Origin of the sequence: Aeromonas sp. 97A (genome assembly GCF_051919185.1) — a bacterium.
Classification (GTDB): Bacteria; Pseudomonadota; Gammaproteobacteria; order Enterobacterales; family Aeromonadaceae; genus Aeromonas; species Aeromonas veronii.
On record NZ_JBQBFF010000001.1, the window covers coordinates 2,063,916 to 2,083,315 of the forward strand.

General features: G+C 60.9%; 12 protein-coding genes and 2 tRNA genes. 5 read left to right on the forward strand and 9 right to left on the reverse strand.

The features are described from left to right. Positions 1-85 precede the first annotated feature (85 nt). From dhbA to ACTG27_RS09180, 4 genes are read right to left on the reverse strand one after another with little or no spacing between them, the layout of a single operon-like run. Positions 86-853 (reverse strand): 2,3-dihydro-2,3-dihydroxybenzoate dehydrogenase, encoded by a 768-nt coding sequence (gene dhbA, locus ACTG27_RS09165; protein ID WP_244774230.1) that lies wholly within the window; start codon positions 851-853, stop codon positions 86-88. Further along, positions 850-1,782: an isochorismatase family protein gene (locus tag ACTG27_RS09170; protein ID WP_439979531.1), complete on the reverse strand. Its 933-nt coding sequence runs from the start codon at positions 1,780-1,782 to the stop codon at positions 850-852. Before ACTG27_RS09170 ends, dhbA begins: the two co-directional genes overlap by 4 nt. Then, complete coding sequence (locus ACTG27_RS09175; RefSeq protein WP_439979532.1) at positions 1,779-3,437, reverse strand: (2,3-dihydroxybenzoyl)adenylate synthase; 1,659 nt, start codon at positions 3,435-3,437, stop codon at positions 1,779-1,781. Before ACTG27_RS09175 ends, ACTG27_RS09170 begins: the two co-directional genes overlap by 4 nt. After that, on the reverse strand, positions 3,434-4,582 hold the full coding sequence (locus ACTG27_RS09180) for an isochorismate synthase (RefSeq protein ID WP_439979533.1): 1,149 nt from the start codon (positions 4,580-4,582) through the stop codon (positions 3,434-3,436). Before ACTG27_RS09180 ends, ACTG27_RS09175 begins: the two co-directional genes overlap by 4 nt. Before the next feature lie 266 nt (positions 4,583-4,848). Between ACTG27_RS09180 and ACTG27_RS09185 the strand changes: the two genes are divergently transcribed. Beyond that, positions 4,849-6,801, forward strand: a complete 1,953-nt coding sequence (locus ACTG27_RS09185; RefSeq protein WP_439979534.1) for a TonB-dependent receptor domain-containing protein — start codon at positions 4,849-4,851, stop codon at positions 6,799-6,801. 125 nt (positions 6,802-6,926) lie between these two features. Next, complete coding sequence (locus tag ACTG27_RS09190) at positions 6,927-7,991, forward strand: 3-deoxy-7-phosphoheptulonate synthase (protein WP_439979535.1); 1,065 nt, start codon at positions 6,927-6,929, stop codon at positions 7,989-7,991. A 77-nt stretch (positions 7,992-8,068) separates the two neighbouring features. Here the strand turns inward: ACTG27_RS09190 and ACTG27_RS09195 are convergent, their stop codons facing one another. The 3 genes from ACTG27_RS09195 to ACTG27_RS09205 form a co-directional block, all read right to left on the reverse strand. Continuing rightward, complete coding sequence (locus ACTG27_RS09195; RefSeq protein WP_040066127.1) at positions 8,069-9,067, reverse strand: LacI family DNA-binding transcriptional regulator; 999 nt, start codon at positions 9,065-9,067, stop codon at positions 8,069-8,071. A 177-nt stretch (positions 9,068-9,244) separates the two neighbouring features. Further along, on the reverse strand, positions 9,245-11,146 hold the full coding sequence (locus tag ACTG27_RS09200; RefSeq protein ID WP_040066126.1) for a transglycosylase SLT domain-containing protein: 1,902 nt from the start codon (positions 11,144-11,146) through the stop codon (positions 9,245-9,247). A 99-nt stretch (positions 11,147-11,245) separates the two neighbouring features. Then, entirely contained in the window at positions 11,246-13,750 is a 2,505-nt protein-coding gene (locus ACTG27_RS09205) for a putative bifunctional diguanylate cyclase/phosphodiesterase (protein ID WP_439979536.1), read from the reverse strand. Positions 13,751-14,118: 368 nt separating this feature from the next. On the opposite strand from ACTG27_RS09205, the gene hpf reads away from it, so the two are divergent. Further along, complete coding sequence (hpf, locus tag ACTG27_RS09210; protein ID WP_005334257.1) at positions 14,119-14,457, forward strand: ribosome hibernation-promoting factor, HPF/YfiA family; 339 nt, start codon at positions 14,119-14,121, stop codon at positions 14,455-14,457. Positions 14,458-14,569: 112 nt separating this feature from the next. Here hpf and ACTG27_RS09215 read toward each other — a convergent pair whose 3' ends face one another. Continuing rightward, on the reverse strand, positions 14,570-15,079 hold the full coding sequence (locus ACTG27_RS09215; protein ID WP_439979537.1) for a VC2046/SO_2500 family protein: 510 nt from the start codon (positions 15,077-15,079) through the stop codon (positions 14,570-14,572). Positions 15,080-15,203: 124 nt separating this feature from the next. On the opposite strand from ACTG27_RS09215, the gene ACTG27_RS09220 reads away from it, so the two are divergent. Together ACTG27_RS09220 and ACTG27_RS09225 are read left to right on the forward strand one after the other, a co-directional pair. Then, a tRNA-Tyr gene (locus ACTG27_RS09220) sits at positions 15,204-15,288 on the forward strand. A gap of 34 nt (positions 15,289-15,322) precedes the next feature. Further along, a tRNA-Tyr gene (locus tag ACTG27_RS09225) sits at positions 15,323-15,407 on the forward strand. 176 nt (positions 15,408-15,583) lie between these two features. Here ACTG27_RS09225 and tamB read toward each other — a convergent pair. After that, entirely contained in the window at positions 15,584-19,384 is a 3,801-nt protein-coding gene (tamB, locus tag ACTG27_RS09230) for an autotransporter assembly complex protein TamB (protein WP_439979538.1), read from the reverse strand. Between the last annotated feature and the right edge of the window lie 16 nt (positions 19,385-19,400).

Consider the following 19,400-nt stretch of genomic DNA (forward strand, 5'->3'; position numbering starts at 1 on the left):
GCCTCTGCCCGCATGGCTGAAAAGCGAGGAGGCCAGACCTCCTCCATAAGAGAGTGTTACGCCTGCCAGATCGGCAGCGCGCGGGCTAGACCCCCAGGGTGGCACCGCCATCGACCACCAGATCCTGCAGGGTGATATGGCTGGCCGCATCGGAGGCGAGAAACAGCACGCAGGCGGCCACCTCGTCGGGGGTCCCAAGTTTGCCAAGGGGGATCCCCAGCTTGAACTGCCCGGGCAAACCCGCGATGGTGCGCATCTCTCCTTCCTGCTGCGCCGCCTCCCCCTCCTGCCACATGCCGCATAACATCGGGGTACGGGTCGAGCCCGGCGACACCAGATTGCAGCGCACCCCATAGGGGGCGAGTTCCAGCCCTGCCGTTTGGGTGAGACTGGTCAGCGCCGCCTTGGAGGCGCCATAGATGCCCATCCCCACTCGCGGCACCCGACCGGCATTGGAGGAGACATTAACGATGGCGCCCCTGCGCCGTCCCTGAAACCAGGGGGTCAGGGCCCGCATCAGATAGAAGGGGGCGAAAGTGTTGATGGCGAAGGTGCGCTGCAAAAGAGCGTCATCCACCTCATCGATCCTGCCGGTCGCCAGTACGCCAGCGACATTGACCAGCACATCGGGCCCCAGCCCCCCGTCCAGCAGCCGTTCGCAGCAGCGGGTCACGGCCTCGCTGTCGCTGACATCGATCACCACCCTCTTCACGTTGCCGGGCAGTGCCTCGGCCAGTTGCAGATCGAACGCCACCACGCTGGCCCCCGCCTCGGCAAAGGTGCGCGCCACCGCATGGCCAATTCCCTGTGCCGCACCGGTTACCCAGACGGTTCTGCCTTGCCACTCGCTCATGGGGTGCACTCCGGTTCGCTGACGTGCTCTTCGTTGACCTGATAAGCCGTGTCCTGACTGACATTCAGCTGACGGGAGAGGAGCGCCCACCAGTGAGCCAGGGTCGGCGTGCGGGCCAGCTCGGCCAGCTCCACCACCACTCCCTGCTGGCGCCACTCCTCCACCAGCCCCATCACCGCCAGCGAATCGAGACCGTAATCGAGCAGGTTGTCATCCTCGGTGGGCTGCTCCTGCTGCATCTCGGCGGGCAGCCGCGCCAACACCTGAGCACGCAGCGACTCGCGAGTCAGGGGGCGTTTGCTGGCCGCCATCACCTCGGCCACGGTAATCACCCGACCGGCATTGCGGCTGACGTAGGAGAGCGCCAGCAGATGATCCTCGCGGGAGAAGTCGGCAATGGCATCTGCCACCAGGAAGGGGCGGATATCCCGCATAAAGGCATCGACCGCCGTCTGCATCACCCCGATATGGCCGTAGATGCCGCAGATCACCAGCTGATCCCGCCCCCATCCGGCCATCAGCTCCGCCAGCGGTGAACGGCAAAAAGCGCTGTAGCGCCACTTGGTCAGCACCGTATCCTGCGGCTCGGGCGCCAGCGCCGAAACAATCGGCTGACGCTCCGGCGCTCGGGTCAACCCCGGCCCCCACATGTCGTTGAGCAGCGCCCGATCGGCCTGACTCTGCTCGGCGGGCTGGGCGGTATAGACCACCGGCATGCCAAGAGCTCGCGCCTGACGGATCAAGGTGGCGATATGGTCGATGACCTGATTGATCAGCGGATTGTCCGCCCCGTAGAAATCGACGAAATAGTGCTGCATATCGTGGACCAGCAAGGCGGCGCGGCCCGGTTCGAAAGGCCAGTTCACCCGCCCGATAGGCAGCTCCTCAGCGGTAGGCAGCGGATAGGCGGCGAGGGATTGAATGGTCATGCACACTCCTTGGCGAGCTGCTCGCGCAGCGTCTGTTTGTCTATCTTGCCGACCGGGGTGTGGGGCAGTTGCTCCACCAGCACCAGGCGATCGGGCAGTTTGTAATCGGCCACCCCCTGCTCGCGCAGGAAACGGCGCAAGCGGGGCAGATTGAGGGGCTCGCGGCACATCAAAAAGGCGCAGCTGCGCTCCCCGAGCATGGGATCCGGCATGGCGACCAGCGCCGCCTGTCGCACCTCCGGGTGGGTCAGCAACAGCTCTTCAATCTCGAGGGCGTCGATCTTCTCCCCACCCCGGTTGATCTGATCCTTATTGCGTCCCACCACCATCAGATGACCGCCGGGCAAGCGGCAGACCAGATCGCCGGTGCAGTAGAAACCGTCCCGGTCGAAAGCCCGCTGATTGTGGGCATCGGTCTTGAAGTAGCCGCGAAAGGTGTAGGGGCCACGCGTCCAGAGCTCGCCGCACTCGCCATCCGGCAAGGGGCGCCCGTCGCTATCTCGTACCTCCACCTCGTCACCCGGGCTCATCGGGCGGCCCTGGGTATTGACGATGTGCCACTGGTCATCCTCGATGCGGGTGTAGTTGACCAGCCCCTCGGCCATGCCGAACACCTGCTGCAAGCGGCAACCAAGGCGGCTCGCTACCGCCTCGGCATGAGCCGGGCTGAGGCGCGCCCCTCCCACCTGCACACACTCCAGAGAGGTCTGCGGATAGTGGCTGGCCGCCTCCAGCCAGAGCGCCAGAGCCGGTGGCACCAGTGCCGCCCAGTTGACCTGATGGCGCTGCACCAGCGGCAGACAGGTTGCAGCGGAAGGATCCTTTGCCAGCACCACACAGCCACCGGCATAAAACACCCCGAGTGCACCGGGGGAGCTCAGGGGAAAGTTGTGGGGCGCCGGCAGGGCACAGAGATAGATCACCCGTTCATCCCAACCGCACACCGCCACGCTCTGGCGCACGCTGTAGCCATAGTCATCGTGGGTACGGGGGATCAGTTTGGGAGTGCCGGTACTGCCGCCGGAGAGCTGGAAAAAGGCGACCTGATCGGCCGGGGTTGGTGTAGGTGTAGGGGTTGGCGCTGTGGCCGCCAACGGCGAACCATCAGCACGGGCTATCGGGTCAGGCTGACGCCATGCAAATCCTGACTGAAGATCGGAGCCTTCAGCCTGCTCGAACAGCAGTGTCTGGCAAGAAGGCGATACCCGCTCATCAAGGGCCGCCAAGCTCCCCGCTTCACCGGCAAAGCCGGGATGGGAGGGGCTGAGTACCAGCAAGGCGGGCTCAATCTGGCGGGCAAAGGCCACCAGCTCGCGCCGCTGATGGCTGTAGAGGGCATGCACCGCCACTACGCCGCAGCGGATCAGGGCAAACCAGCAGATATAGAATTCGGCGCAGTTGGGCAACTGCACCAGAGCAGTATCGCCATGGCCCAGCCCGCGCGCGGCCAGCCGCGCCGCCAGCGCATCAACCTCACGCTTTAACTGGCCATAACTGAGGGTTCGCTCGCCGCAGATCAGGGCCGTGCTCTCGGGATAACGTTCGGCAGATTCATCGAGCAGGGCGGTGAGCGGTTGTCCACGCCACCACCCTTGTGCCCGGTAGTGGGCTGCCAGCTCGGCAGGCCAGGGGGTAAAGGGCACCAGCGGCTTCATGCGGTTACCTCCGGCTCCCGGCTTTCGAGGCCGAAGGCACGCAACATGGTGCCGAGCTTGGCGGCGGTCTCTTGCCACTCCGCTTCCGGCGAAGAGCCCACCACTACCCCGGCGCCGGCATAGAGCCGCAGCTGCTTGCCGGCCAGCACACCACAGCGGATGGTGACCACCCACTCGCCATTGCCGTCGGCATCCATCCAGCCGACGGCGCCGCAGTAGAAGCGGCGATCGTACCCCTCAAGCCGGGAGATGGCCTGACGTGCTGCCGAGAGCGGCGTGCCGCATACCGCCGGTGTCGGGTGTAGCGCCAACGCCAGTGCCAGCACGGGAGAGGGTTCATGGAGCCGCCCGGCGATGCGGGTCGAGAGGTGCCACATGGTAGGAGTGGCGATCACCTGCGGCTCCAGAGGGACATCCAGCTCGCGGCAGAAGGGAGCGAGGGCCTCAGCGACCGCATCTGCCACCAGCGCATGTTCATAGCGATCTTTCTGGGCCCCCAGCAGTTCGGCACTGGCCGCCTGTTGATCAGGAAAAGCGTGGCGCGGACGGGAGCCCGCCAACGGATTGCTCACCACCACCATATCGCTGCGCGATACCAGCAGCTCGGGGCTCGCGCCAAGCAGGGTCTCTCCCTCCGGCAGCGGGATCTGGAACACATAGGCGCCCGGATTCTGGGTCAGCAGAGAGCCAAAGGCGTGTGCGGGGGAGGTCTGCTCTGCGCTCTGCACATCGATGGCGCGCGACAGCACCACCTTCTCAAGCTGGCCCTCGCTGAACTGCTGCAGTGCCGCCCGCACCGCCCCCTGATAGTGGGCAGCGCCGGTCACTTCACTCACCTCACCATGGAGCTGGCAACAGCGGGCGGGCAACAGGGCATCCCTTGCGACCCACTGCGATTGCGCCGGGATCACCAGATGCCAGGGAGATTGGGTATCAAACGGGATGGCGCCGATGGCGATGGGATTGACCATCCCCTGCTGGCGCAACTGACGCAGATGGGCGAGGAGCTTCTCCGGCGGGATGCCGGTAAAACTGTCGTGAATACCGGAGGCGACCAGAACCCTGTCACCGCTGGCAAAACAGCACACTTTATCCAACCCGACCGCTGTGGCGGGCCACTCTCCTTCCAGTGCATGGTCACACATGACGGTGCTACTCCTTGGAATGAATCACTGCCTGACAGGACTTAAAGTGAGTCATTTGACTCACCAGATATCAGGGTGAACGGCATCCTAACAAGGAGCGACAAAGCGATCAATACAAATGAGAATCAATTTCATTAACTTCTTTTTAGTCAAAAGAAGGTGACGAACGAAACTGAACTTCGCCGATAAAAAAGAGTTGCGATCGGAGCAAATTCAATTTGATAATGATAACGCTTATCATTTGAATGTTATGGAAGATGTAAATAATGAAATCCTCAACCTCCCGTTTTATTACTCCCAGCCTGCTGGCCACCACCATCGTCACTCTGCTGACCCAGCAAGCGATCGCCGCCAGCAACGCCCCTCAAGCCGATGAGGTGATCACCGTCACCACCACGGCGCACAATACCCGCTCGGCACCGGCCTCTATCTCTGTCATCACGGCCGAACAGATCGCCGCCGCGCCAGTCAATGACCTTGCCGACCTGCTGCGCCACGAAGTGGGCATTCAGGCTGAAGCTGACACCAATGGCCGCAGCGATATCGGTATTCGCGGCATGTCCGGCAAGTACACCCTGGTACTGGTGGATGGCAAACGCCTCTCCTCCTCCAATGCCCTGTGGCGCGGCGGCAACTTCGACAACACTCCCGTGCCCCTTGGCATGATCCAGCGGGTCGAGGTGATCCGTGGCCCCATGTCGGCACTTTACGGCTCCGATGCCATCGGTGGTGTCATCAACATCATCACCAAGCAGCCGGGCAAAACCTGGCAAGGGGCGGCCGATGCCGACTTCAAGGCCATCGAGGGCAAGGATGGCGGCGATCAGCACAGGACCAACCTGGGCTTTACCGGCCCGCTGACCGACAACCTGCTGATCCGGATGAACGGCGAGGTGTATGACCGTCAAGCCTGGACCCCCACCGAAGCTGCTGACGGCATCCCTCTTATCGAAGCCAAACAGACCCGCAACTTCGCCTCCACCCTCAGCTGGCTGGTGGATGAGCAGCAACGCTTCGAGCTGGATTACCTCTACAACCAGGATGAGCGGCCTCTCGATATCTTCCGCAAAACCGGCAACAAGGTGCACAGCCGCCAGCAGCAAAACGATCGCAACCTGTTTGGTCTGACCCACAAGGGGAACTGGAGTTGGGGTGACACCACCGTCATGGCCAACTACGAGACCTCCCAGATCGACGACTTCAACACCAGCTACTCTGCCCCGCAGCAGCGGGAGCTGGAAGAGAACACCTTGACCCTCAAGGGCTATACCAACCTGGCGCTGGCCAACCACTACCTGACCCTGGGTGGTGAATATCTGGATCGGGAGCTGGTGGATGCGGTGAGCTACAAGGATATCGGCGGCAAAGAGAGTCACTCCCAGGAGGCGCTGTTCGCTCAGGACGAGATCGGCCTGACCGACAGCCTGACCTTCACCCTGGGCGGCCGTTACGATCACCACGAGATCTACGGCAGCCACTTCACCCCGCGCGGCTATCTGGTCTATGAGATGAACGATGTGGTGACAGTGAAAGGCGGTGTCAGCCAGGCCTTCAAGGCACCGGCACCACACCAGTACTCCAACGGTTACAGCATCGAGAGCTGCGGCGGCAGCTGCCGCATCTATGGCAGTGACAAGGTCAAGCCTGAAACCAGCACCAACTACGAGCTGGGTGTCATCGCAGGAGAAGGGATCTGGGAAACCAGCGCCACCCTCTTCTACTCCGACATCGACGACATGCTCACCTTCAAGCAGTTGCCGAACTCCACTGACCGCACCTGGTACAACCTGGAGAAAGCCACCACCAAGGGGTTGGAGCTGACCGGCAAACTCGATCTGACCGACGATATCAACCTTGGCGCCAACTACACCTACCTCAAGGCGGAAGGCGATCAGGGTCAGGCTCTGCCCGAGCGGCCGGAGCACAAGGCCAACGCCAAGATCACCTGGCAGGCCACCGAGCGGGTCAATGCCTTTGTCGGCACCACCTACACCGGCACCCAGTTTGCCGAGCAGACCGTCAACAAGGTTGTCGTACTGCACAAGCTGCCCAGCTATCAGACCTTCGATCTCGGCACCGGCTTCAAGGTCACCGAGAACTTTGACCTGCGACTGGGGATCAACAACCTGACCGACGTGCGCCTGCAAGAGAAAGACACCGTCTTCCAGAACGTCGAACCGGGTCGCAGCTACTACGTCAGCGGCTCAGCCCGCTTCTAAGGTAGCCAAGGCCGATATAACAGAGCGCGGGCCCATGCCCGCGCTCTGTTAACCAAGAGAATAAGGGGAAGATCCCCACTGGACAGCAAAGAGCATGCAGATTTCCATTTTCATCAGGATCGCTCATGTTCACCTCACTTCTGAATGCTTCACCCCTTGCCACCCTGCCCACCCCTGACGAGATGTTAAAGGCCAGACCCTGTCCGGCACGGCTCGCTCGCCAAATCGCACACAGCCGCCAGCAAGCCCGCCATATTCTGCAGGGAGAGGACGACCGCCTGCTGCTGGTGATCGGCCCCTGCTCCATTCACGATCCGGCAGCCGCCCGTGACTATGGTGGCCGGCTGGCTGAACTGCAGGGCCAATACGGGGAGCAGCTGCAACTGGTGATGCGCACCTATTTCGAAAAGCCGCGCACGACGCTCGGCTGGAAAGGATTTATCTTCGATCCCGACCTCGATGGCAGCGATCGACTGGAAAAGGGCCTATCCCAGGCCCGAGAGTTACTCCTGATGCTTGGACAGGAAGGGCTCGCCTGTGCCACCGAATTTCTCGATCTCACCAGCATGCTCTATCTGGGGGATCTCATCAGCTGGGGTGCCATTGGCGCCCGCACCACCGAATCCCAGCTCCACCGTCAGCTGGCCTCGGCCCTTCCCTGCCCCATCGGTTTTAAAAACGGGACCGACGGCAATATCCGGATCGCGGTAGAGGCGATCCTCGCCAGCCGGGCAGCCCACCTCTATACCCAACCTTCCGGTGATGGCCAGCTGGCACTGGTGCGCAGCCATGGCAACCCCGACTGCCACCTGATCCTGCGCGGTGGCCAGCAGCCCAACTATCAGAGCTGTCATGTTGCAGAGGCTGGAGACTTGCTGCGCCAGCATCATCTGTCACCCCGGCTGATGATCGATTGCAGCCACGGCAACAGCCAGAAACAACATGCCCGCCAGCTGCTGGTTGCCCGTGACATTGCCGACCAGCTGGGTGCTGGTAGCCATGCCATCGCCGCCATCATGGTGGAAAGTTTTATCTGCGAAGGGCGTCAGGAGATTGGCAGCAAACCGCTGCGCTACGGCCAGTCGATCACCGATAGCTGCATCGGCTGGGAACAGACAAGGCAGCTGCTCGATATGGTGGCAGAAGGGGTGGAGGCACGCCGCCAGCAGCGGATCGCCCTGGCGGGATAAATGGCGGATTAGAGAGATAACTCAGAAAACAGTGTGGCCCCGATGGGGCCACACTGTTGTTCACTGTTTGACGCACGTCAGGCGACTGACTCACGCTCCACCAGCTGGGCTTCAAACTTGAGCGCCAGGCCGTCTACCGGCTTGTGATCGAGCAGGCGCAGCGCCAGCTCGGCAGCGCGGCTGCCCATCTCCTCGATGGGGTAGCGCACCGTGGTGAGCTTGGGATAGATGTAGCGGGCGTAGGGGATATCGTCGAACCCCACCACCGACACCTGCTGCGGGATCTTGTAACCCCGCTCCAGCAGGCAAGAGATCGCCCCCGCCACCATGCCGTCGTTGAAACCGAGCACGGCAGTGAACTCGACACCACGGGCCAGCAGTTCACTCATCGCCACATAGCCGCCATTTTCGTCGGCAAAGGCGCGGCTGACGAGTGCAGGATCAAAGGCGATCCCGGCCCTGGCCAGGGTCTGGGTGTAACCGGCCATCCGCTGCTGACCATCGACAAACTCTTCATCATCGGAGGTGATAAAGGCGATGTTGCGATGACCGGCATCCAGCAAGTGCTGGCACGCGGTGGTGATCCCCGCCTGGTTATCGAGCCAGACGCAGCGATCCTCAAAGCCCGGCACCTGACGGTTGATGAAAACGATGGGGGTAGAGCCTGCCGCCAGCTCGCTGAGCTCCTCATCCGGGAGCGCCTTGCTATGGAGGATCAGCGCATCGCACTGGCGCTGCAGCAGCGCCTGAATGGCATGACGCTCGCGTGCGATATCGTGATTGCCAGACATGACGATGGTGAACTTGTTGGCCTGATCGACCATGGTTTCGATGCCACGCATCATCTGGGCAAAGAAGGGGCCGCCGCAGAGGTCGCCAACCAGCACGCCAATGCAGTTGGAACGCTTGCTGACCAGTGCCTGGGCAAAACTGTTGGGTCGAAAATTCAGTTCCTTCATGGCCGCCAGTACGGCCTCACGCTTTTCCGGTGCTACCTGTGCCGTGTTGTTGATAACCCGCGACACGGTGGAGATAGACACATTTGCCAGCTGAGAAACGTCTTTAATCGTTGCCACTATCCATTCCTTTATTGTGGGGGAACCTGTCGATGCCGACGCCCGAGTATATCCTGCGGCCTGATGCAATTCCCGGAGCCAGGTCACCAGGCATGTTTCCTTTGGTAACAAAACCTTACCCGATGATACCCGGCAGCAGGGAAATTTGAAAACAGGGGCCGGCTGGCGGCCCCCGACTCAATAGGCGTGATTGAGCTCCCGCTCTGACATGAAGCGCAGCGGCTGCTGCAGCTTGTGCTGATAAATGAGATCGAACGACAACACGTTTTGTACGTAGTTGCGGGTCTCCTTGTAGGGAATACTCTCGACCCACACGTCCATCGGCTTGTTGTCACTCTGCTCTCGCCAGCGTTTTACCCGTCCCGGTCCGGCGTTGTAGGCGGCCGCCGCCAGGATCCGGTTGCCGTCATAGACATCCAGCAAGCGCTTGAGATAGGCGCTCCCCAGACGAATATTCATCGTCGGATCAAACAGTTGCTGCTCGTTGCGATAGGGCACCCCCAGCTTGCCGGCAGTCTCTTTGGCGGTGGCAGGCATCAACTGCATCAGACCGCGCGCCCCCACCGGCGACTGGGCCAGCGGATAGAGGGCACTCTCCTGACGGGATATGGCATAGAGCAAACTGGTGTTCATGGTACGCTCTTGCGCCATCTGGGAGAAGGTGCGTTTGAGCGGCAGCGGGAAGCGCAGGTCGAGGGCATCCCACGCTTCGGCGCGAATGCTGGCGAGAATGGCCAGCTCGTGCCAGCCCTGATTGAGGGCGATATGACCAAACTCGATGCGCTGGGCCACCGGATTGCGATCCATATTGTGGATCCACTCCGAACGGGCCGCTGCAATCTCGTTCATCGACAGCAGCTCGCGCACCCGCAACAGGAAGGGCCAGCGCTGGCTGGCCGTGCGCCAGTCCGGTACATGCTTGACGCTCTGGTTCTTGATGCGATAGGGCACGCCGGTGCGTTGGGCGGCCATAAAGCCGTAGAAACCGCGCAGGTTGGCGGTCTCCAGATAGAGATCCCGCGCCGGTTTTTGCTGCCCCTGCACCTCAAGGGAGCGCGCCATCCAGTAGCGCCAGCGATCCTCTTTCTGACGGGCCATCGGCATCATCTTCACCCAGCCGGAGAGGCCACGCCAATCCTGCTCCCAGATGGCCAGTCGTGCCCGCAGCTCGGTGATATCGGGATCCGCCAGTTTTTTCACCGTGCTGTCGACCCAACTGCGCTGGGCTATGGAGCGATCCAGCAGCAGGCGGCGGGCAATGGCACGCTCTACCGGTTTCACCTCGGCCTGGGTCAGGCCGAAACGGCTGCGAAACAGCGCAAGCTGGCGCAGCACCGACTCAGGCTCCTGATTGGCATAGCGGGTCAAGCCGAGGGAGAGCAGCTTGCGGGAATAGGGATTGCTGCTGAAATAGGCCGGGTTCATCGCCTTGGCTGGCTGCTCGAACAGGGTCACCATCTGATCGCCATAGCTTTGCAAGCCGCTACCCAGGGTCGCGCCAAGATGGCGGATAAGATTGGGGTTTTCCGCCTCGAACGCCAGCGTCATCCGCTGCCAGATCTTCTCCTGGGTACGCTGACCGGATGCCTGCCACAGCTGGAACAGCGGGGAGCAGGCATCAGGGCGCGATTGACCGCTCATCCAGATCTTGCCCGCCCCCTGCAACGCCTCTTTCGGCTTGCCGGTGTAATAGAGCGCCTGATAGTGCATGCAGAGCAGGTCGGTGGAGCTCGGCTTGGCCGGATAGAAGCGCAGGAACTGCGACCACTGCTGGCTCTGGGCCAGATAGGTCAGATAGCTGCGCTCCAGCCGGTTGGACTGGGGGGTATCTCCATGCTGGCGGATAAAGCGGGTCACATCGTTGTAATCCGCCGCCCCCGGACGAAAGGCGAGCTGATAGTAATCGAGGTAAGGGAGCAGGGGGTAATGGGTCAAACGGGCACGAATTTGCTGGAAACGGGCCTGATCATTGGCCCGTACGGCGTCATACGCCTGACGGTAGAGCGTCTGGTCGGCAGTCTGCGCCATCAGGGTCGGCACAAACAGCGCCGACAAAACAATTCCCCATACAGCTTTCACTGAACATCTCCATTGAGGGCAATACACCGCCCGGTGGCGGTGGGTCTACTGCCTCTCATTCTACCCGTTGCCGGGCAGCGCTACAGCGGGGAGCAGGGACTATTTTTCTGCCTCACTCAGCTGTATTTCGCGCAGTTGCTCCGGTCTGGTCAGCCGCTGTACATATTTCTCCAGATAGGGCACCGGCAGCGGCTTGGAGGCGAGATAGCCCTGATAGAAACTGCACCCCTGCGCCTTGAGAAACTCCAGTTGCTGACGGGACTCCACCCCTTCCGCCGTGACGTTGAACCCCATATGTCGCGCCATGGCGATCACCGCCTCGACGATGGCCATGTTGTCACCATCTTTCGGGATGTCCTGAATGAAGGAGCGGTCGATCTTGAGCTCATCGGCAGGCAGCCGCTTGAGGTAGCTCAGGGAGGAGTAGCCGGCGCCAAAATCGTCGATGGCAAAGCTGATGCCGAGCTCCTTGAGCTCGGTCATCTTGCTGATGGTGTCCTCGGCATGACCCAGCACCACGGACTCGGTGATCTCCAGATTGAGGCAGGCCGGATCCATGCCGGTTTGCGCCAACACATCGTGGATCCGCTCGACAAAATCGGTGGCATGGAACTGCTTGGCACTGACGTTGACCGAGATCTGCGGAATGTGGATGCCGTTCTCCTCCCACAGCACATACTGGGCGCACGCCTCGTGCAGCACCCAGTTGCCGATATCGACAATCAGATCGGTCTCCTCGGCGATGGGGATAAATTCTGCTGGCGAGACCAGCGAGCGACCGGCCGGCTGCCAGCGAATGAGCGCCTCGACACCAATGATATCGCCGCCATCGACCATATGCTGGGGCTGATAGTAGAGGGTCAGCTCTTGCTGGCTGAGGGCGTTGCGCAGTTCGTTGTGAATGAGCAGACGGCGATCCGCCTGCTGCTGCATCGAGGCATCGAAGAAGCGGCGGGTCTTGCGGCCAGCGGACTTGGCCTGATACATGGCGGTATCCGCCTGCTTGAGCAGATCATCGACCCCCTGCTCCCGATCCGGAAACAGGGTAATACCGACGCTGGCGCCGATGTGCAGCACCTGCCCGACATAGGTATAAGGAGCGGCAATCTCGGTGATAAGCCGTTCGGCAATGATATCGGCCTGCATCTCCGCCTGGGGCGGGCTGGCCGAGAGCGATGGCAGCAGCAACACAAACTCGTCACCGCCGAGGCGGGCCAGGCAATCACCTTGCCGCACCAACCGTTTGAGACGGGCGGCGACCTCCTTGAGCAGCCAGTCACCGGTGGCGTGGCCGAGGGAGTCGTTGATGGTCTTGAAGTGATCGAGATCGATAAAGAGCAGCGCGCCAATCAAGCCATCACGGGTCGCCTCATTGAAGGTCTGCACCAAGGTCTCGTGGAGCTGACGGCGATTGGGCAATCCGGTCAGCTCGTCGTAATAGGCGAGATCCTGAATGCGTCGCTCGGCCGCCTTGCGCTCGGAGATATCCTCGAAGCAGATGACAAAGTGGCTGATCACCCCTTTTTCATCCTGCACCGGCGTCACTATCTCCCACTGGGGATAGGTGTGGCCATCGACGTGGCGACGCAGGGTCTCCCCCTGCCAGCGGCTGAGGGTATTGAGCTCGTAGCCGAGCCCACCCAGATTGGGCCAGAGATCCTCTTCCAGATGCAGACCCAGCACCGACTGGCTGTCAAAGCCGGTGATCTGGCTGAAGGCGTTGTTGACCCGCAGGATCTTGAACCCCGGATCCGTAATGATGATCCCTTCGTGGGTCTCGAATGCAACGGCAGAGAGGCGCATCTGGGCATCTGATTGCAATCGCTCCAGCTCGGCCACCATCCGTACCGAAAAGGTATTGAGCACCGAGGTGAGATTGCTGGTATCTGCCGGGGCCGAATAGAGCAGCGCCAGATGGCCTAGAAGTTGGCCTCTGGCATCAAACAGCGGCTGACCATAATAAGTCTGCCCGGCCGCCAGCCAGGATTGATACTCCTGCGACTCGTCGATCACCTCGAAACAGATGGCCCCTTGCTTGTAGAGCTCCTGACAGGGGGATCCCGTCAGCAGATAGTCCTTCTGCGCCAGCCCGTCGGCAGCCAGCACTTTGACCCGGTCGGCACCGCACAACTCCCCCACCCAGACCGCATCCACCTTGAGAATATGAGCCAGCTGGCTGACCAGGGTATTGAAGAAATCGAGCCCGGTGCGGGCAGAGAGCGCCTGCGCCAACTGGGTGAGCAGGGTGGTTTGCAGCAACGGCAAAGAGAGGTTGAGAGAGGAGACCGCACTGTTGGCGGTATCAAGAGGGGCCAGCCAGCCACAGCAGATCTGCTGGGTGGGCACAAACTGACCGCTCCAGAGCACATGGTTAAGCTGCCCCTGATCATCTTTCAGATGACCGATAAACTGCTCCGGCAGATGTGATTCATGAAGCCGGACGAGAAAGTCGGCAAAGCCTGCCTCATCTTCCGGTAACAGGCGAGCGGCCCAGGGATGATTGCCCTCCCCTTGCCACTGCTGGTAGGCCCCCTGATCAGAGAGACTCCACTGATCATGTTGCCGATCGAAAAACCACATGACTTGCGTGGCCTGCTGCTTCATTTACCACTCCAACACAACAACCAACCACGTTTGATGTCCAATCAGGCATAACAACGCCCCCTGCATCCGCTCATCAGATCAGAGGTTGCGAGGGAAGAGTACAAACATGCGATATCAAGCAGTGGAAACCGGACATGAGGTCGACACGAAGTGCTGCCAAGAAGGGACAGAAACGATCCTATTCCCGTCATACTGCCTGCCAGTTTCATGGAGCTCAAGCTGTTTTTGGCACGAAACCGGAAAAGATCACAATTTATAAGTTGCTGAATAGCCAAGGGAAGGTTATGTGACATGGATCACATTTCAATCTTTACCAATGAGTAATCTGAAGGTGAAGACACAAGCAAGACGACCCGAAGGGGGCCAATATGAAAATCGAAATTACCAGCAAAATCATCGACATCACCCCGGCTATCCGCGAGCGCATCGAATCCCGTTTTGAAAAGCTCGAACGTCTTCAGGTGCCTCTCATCACACCTCATGTGATTGTTTCCAAAGAGCGTCTGATGTTCACTGTCGAAGCCAGTGCTGGCATCCCCAACGGCAAACTGTTTGCCCAGGCAGAGCATGAGGATCTCTACGCCGCCATCAACGAACTGGGGCAAAAACTGGAGCGCCAACTCAACCGTCACACCGAAAAGCCGATTGCCCGTCGTGCCAATGCCGCACTCAAAGAGCAGCCGCAACCGGATGAAGCTGACGCTTGATAGCATGCTGCAAGGCTAAAAATTCTAAAGAGCATAAAGGCGGGGTTACCCGCCTTTTTGTTGCCTGTGATTTACCCCACAAGCACAGCATTACGTCAGTGAACAGGCGCCATCAACTGAGCCAGTGCAACCGGGTATCCACCCCCTCTTGCAAACGATCGAGGATCGGCAGCAATACCAGCGGATCCTCCTGCCTCGGCACATCGGCCAGCTTTCCTTGCAACCGCTCCCGCGCCAGCGGCGACAGGTTGTCGTAGACAGCCTCATCCAGCAGCGGCTGTTTGACCGCCAACGGCGGTGTTTGCAGCGCCAGCCAGAGCCGCACATCCACCATGCTTCCCCCCTGTTGCAGCCGCTCATTGATGGCACTGCAGTCACTCCCCGCCCCTTCAGCCACCAGCACCTCTGCCGGTCTCAGCTCAAAGTGCAGACGCCAGTCACTGCTCTGGGGAGTGGCCGCCGGTTTGGCATCAAACCAGGGCTGCACCTCCACCGCGTCGGTCAGCAGGGCCAGATGCAACCGGAAATCAGCGCGATCGCCATGCTGCAGGTCACGGTTGAGGCGCTGCCCCAACTGGCCCTCATCAACGAGCAGGTGATTACGAATTGAACTGGGCAGCATGAGATAACTCTCGAAAATGGCGATTTCACTGGTTATCGGCCACAAATCCAATTCTTTTAATGGAAAAATCCTGCTTGGGGGTTCACAAAACCGGAAGATCTGTTAGTATGCGCCTCGCACTTGTGGAGGGGTTCCCGAGCGGCCAAAGGGATCAGACTGTAAATCTGACGGCTCTGCCTTCGAAGGTTCGAATCCTTCTCCCTCCACCATTTCAAGTGCGACAATTTGAAAGCAATACCCCGTGGAGGGGTTCCCGAGCGGCCAAAGGGATCAGACTGTAAATCTGACGGCTCTGCCTTCGAAGGTTCGAATCCTTCTCCCTCCACCATCATTCAGAAAACCCGGCCTAGCGCCGGGTTTTCGCATTATAGCCCGCCTCAATCCATTCTCCCTCTGCACTCCAGTCCCTTATCGCCATTTACCTGCAGCCGATCGCGCAATAAAAAAACGGGAGGCCTGCGCCTCCCGTTTACGTTCATATCAGCCCTGTTACGGGATGAAGCGTTACAGAGTAAAGCGATAGAAGATATCAACCGCCTGAGCCACCCCGCTCATCGCCTGCAGATAGAGCCGTGGCAATACCTCGTAGCGCAGCTTGAATTCGGCGATGGGGCTGAAGACCCCGACCCCGTACTGGAACTGCAAGCCCGGCAGTAGATAAGCCGACAACGTCACCTGGGTGTTGTCGCCACTGCCGGCGGTATCGAGGGAGACATCGCTCATCCCGAGCGACTCGCCGATGCTCGACACAACGCCATTGGCCTGACTCACCGCACCGGCCACCAGCAGACCATTGAAACCGCCATCCTCACCGCCGGTCTGCAACCCTTTGCCGCGCAGCAGATAGGAGAGCTGTTCCGACTGCGCCATCTGCGGTTCGGAGTAGACAGTGATCTCAGGCTTGCTGGCAGGGCCGGTCACCCGCACCCCGACCGTCACCTGACCCTCGATGGTATCGGGATCCCGGTTGGCCTCGATGTTGAGGAAGGGCCGATCCAGCGGACCGGAGAAGAGGATCCGCCCCTCCTTGATGATGAGGTTCTGACCATAGGCCTTGAAGCGGCCGTTGGTCAGCACCAGCTGGCCGTTACCTGCCAGCGGCTTCTCGGGATCCTGACGAATATTGAGACCGCCGGAGACATCGGTCTTCAGCCCCATGGCATCGAGCTTCACATCGTTGCCAAGGCGGATCGCCACCTTCATCGCCAGCGGCAGAGTTGCCTGCTTGGGAGCCGGGGGCAGCTCGTCATAGACCACGGTCACGTCATCAGAGACCGCCACCGCCGAATCCGGCAGGCTCTTGACCAGAATACGTGCCCAGGGAATATCCACCTGACCGGTAATCCGGGTCTCCTCACCCAGCGACACCGCGATATCGGGCGAGACTCTGACCCGGCCCATGCCCGGATATTGCGCCTCCAGATCCTTGCCCTGAATGGTGAGGCTGCCGCTGACCGGCATCTTGGCCCAGCTGAGCCAGCCGCCCAACGCCAGCGGCCCCTTGCCAACCAGCATGGAGCCATCGAGCTCGGCGCGGTTGCCTTCGATCTTGAGGCGGGTCACCAGCTTGGTCAGGGTCACCATGTCGGAGTGGGTCTGCACTTCACCGTCACGCAGGTTGAGCTGGCCAAACAGCAGGGGCGCCGCCAGCGTGCCGTCGAAACGGGCGTCAGCGGAGATGATCCCTTGCAAGGAGCGCACCTCAGGGATCAGTGGCGCGAAGGTATTAAGCTTGAGGTCGTCAAACTTGAGCTGACCGCCGAGCAGACCGCGACCGGCGGGCTCCTTGATCAGCAGGTCGGTATCGATATTGCCGATCTGCTTGGAGGCAAAATCGAGGCGAATGGCCGCCTGCTGCCGCTCGAAATCAAGGGCCAGAGCCAGCTGCTGATAGTCGGTCTTGAGGCCATCGGCCACAAAAGTGCCTGGTGTGGTACGCACCACCGCATGCAAGGTAGGCTGATTGCCACGCCAGCTGGCGCGGCCATCGGCCGAGAGCATCGCCTGCCAGCGGAAGTTGTCCGGCAACCAGGGGCGCAGCCGCTTGAGATCAAACTCGCTCAGGGCAAACTCCAGAGTGCCCTGGGCAGCGGAAACCTGACTCCCCTTGACGCAGAGGCTGGCCCCCTGGGAGCCGAGGCAGAGATCCCCCATCGCCAGCCGCTGACGCGGCAGATCGAGATCCAGTGCCCAAGGGGAGCTCAAGTCCCAACGGCGCAGCGGGGTTTTCAGCCGCAACTCGGAAAGTGCCCCGCGCCAGTGATCCCCGCGCACGCCGCCACCCAGTTTGAGGTTAGCCGCAACAGGGTCCCCCTTCATGGTCAGGGTCAACAGATGCTGACTGATATCGCCGCTGAGGTTCAGGGCCAGCTGGCTGAGCTTGGTTTCGCCCTGTTTCAGCTGCGCCACCAACAGCGAGAGCTCACCGGCCGGTTTGGCGCCGATCACCGCATTGCCCTTGAGGCTAATGCCCTTCAGGTCGGTGCCGGCATAGTAGAGCCGGTCGGAGGCGAGATCCGCATCGATTTTTGGCGTCTGCTGATTGCCACTGACCTTCACCAGTCCCTTGATATCCCCTTTCAGGCCGGGATAGATGCCCCCCAGCTGGGGAGCCTGCAGGTTGGCATCAAGCCTCCACTGGGCGCTGCTGATACTGCCCTTGGCCTGCAACTGGTTGGGGCCACTTTGCAACGAGAGCGCCGGGATCTGCCACTCCATCTTGTCGTTGCCGCTAAGCTCCCCCTTGAGGGCCAGCGGGTATTGGTTGAGCTTGCCATCCACCTTGAGCTTGGGCAGTTTCAGCTCCCAGTGACCCGCGTCGTTCATCACGAAACGGCTCTCCAGCTCACCGGCCAGCGTCCCTTTCAGCTCAGGCAGCAGCTCGGCCGGATTGATCCCCTTGAACAGGGTGGTCCCCTGCCACTCAACCCCCTTGTTCCAGGCGAGCTTGCCATCGAGTTTGAGCTCCCCCTTTAGGGCGTTGAGCTGCAAGGCTATCTTGCTGAGCCGCTCCAGATCCCCCTTGCCGTCCAGCGCAAGCTTGAAGGGGGGGACATCGGTCCCCTTGCCGGAGGTATTGAGGGCAAACTGGTAGCCGGAGAGCTTGCCCTTGGCGGTCAGACTCCCCTTGTCCAGCCGATAGCTCGGCTCATCTTTGGTAGGCTTATGAAATGGCCAACCGAGGCTCTTCCAGTCGAGGGTCACATCAAAAGGGAGATCCGGGTCGAGGGCGGCCAGAGAACCTTTGAGATTGGCGGCGACCTGTCCTTTGGCCGACAACGCCAGCCCCAGCTTGCCGACCGAACCGCTCAGCGCCAGCGTGGCCTGCTCCCCTTGCAGCTCGCCATCCAGCAGCCCCTTGCGGGCCTTGGCATCCAGGGTCACCGCCAGCGGGTAGTCTTCACTGAGCTGGATGTGGCCCTTGAGCGCCAGATCGGCCATGGCGTGGCGCAGCGAGAGCTCGCGCACCTCGATGCGATCATCGGCAGCAGTGGCCGACAGCAGCAGCTTGTCGAGCCCTTCAATCAGCTCGCCCTGCTTATATTTCACGCGAGTCGCGCTGATCCCTTCCAGCTGGATGGGGAAAGGAAGATGAATGGCGGGCAGGAGAATGGGGGCAGCCTTTGCCGTGTTCGCAGCAGGCGTCCCTTTACCCTGTTTGGCTGTCTCGGCGCTGGCCTTGTCGTTGCGCGCCACCGCAGCCCCGGCTTGCTTCTCGTTAGCGACCGGCTGCTTGGCGGATTTGACTGCGCTGGCGGGTGCAGCGTCATCCAGCGTCACCTTCAGGTTATCGAGCACCGGACCACGCACGATCAGCCCCTTGCGGTTGAGGGTAGCGCCGATATCGAGGGACCCCAGAGTCACGGCCACACCGGGCACTGCCAGATCGAGATCGGCCACCTTGAGACTGTCGACCTGAATTTTGAGGGGGAGCGGATGCCAGACAAAAGGCTCCGACGGCTCTTCCGGTGCAGGCTCCGAGTCAGCCACCTTCACCACCGGATGAGTCACTTCAAGCGATTTGATCCAGAGTTTGCCCTGCAGCAACTTGCCGAGATCCCAGTCGAGCACGGCGCGATCCACCGTCACATCCACCAGCTCATCCTGCCAGCCCGCCCCTTCCAGGGTCCAGCCATAGCCAAGCTGACCCGCCACCAGCTCCCCCTTGAGGGAAGGTAGCGCCCCCTTGGCCTGTTGCCACAACCACTTGTTGCCATGATGGGTGAATCCCAACAGGCTGACGCCGATGAGCAGCAGGAACACCAGCCCCATCAGCCAGAGAAAGATGCGTTTTAGCCAGATCACAATGCAGACCCCCGCG

Coding starts and splice junctions, on each gene's coding strand:
- ACTG27_RS09185 (WP_439979534.1), top strand. CDS start 4,849: ATGAAATCCTCAACCTCCCGTTTTATTACTCCCAGCCTGCTGGCCACC.
- dhbA (WP_244774230.1), bottom strand. CDS start 853: ATGAGCGAGTGGCAAGGCAGAACCGTCTGGGTAACCGGTGCGGCACAG.
- ACTG27_RS09175 (WP_439979532.1), bottom strand. CDS start 3,437: ATGAAGCCGCTGGTGCCCTTTACCCCCTGGCCTGCCGAGCTGGCAGCC.
- ACTG27_RS09170 (WP_439979531.1), bottom strand. CDS start 1,782: ATGACCATTCAATCCCTCGCCGCCTATCCGCTGCCTACCGCTGAGGAG.
- ACTG27_RS09215 (WP_439979537.1), bottom strand. CDS start 15,079: ATGCTGCCCAGTTCAATTCGTAATCACCTGCTCGTTGATGAGGGCCAG.
- ACTG27_RS09205 (WP_439979536.1), bottom strand. CDS start 13,750: ATGAAGCAGCAGGCCACGCAAGTCATGTGGTTTTTCGATCGGCAACAT.
- hpf (WP_005334257.1), top strand. CDS start 14,119: ATGAAAATCGAAATTACCAGCAAAATCATCGACATCACCCCGGCTATC.
- ACTG27_RS09180 (WP_439979533.1), bottom strand. CDS start 4,582: ATGTGTGACCATGCACTGGAAGGAGAGTGGCCCGCCACAGCGGTCGGG.
- ACTG27_RS09190 (WP_439979535.1), top strand. CDS start 6,927: ATGTTCACCTCACTTCTGAATGCTTCACCCCTTGCCACCCTGCCCACC.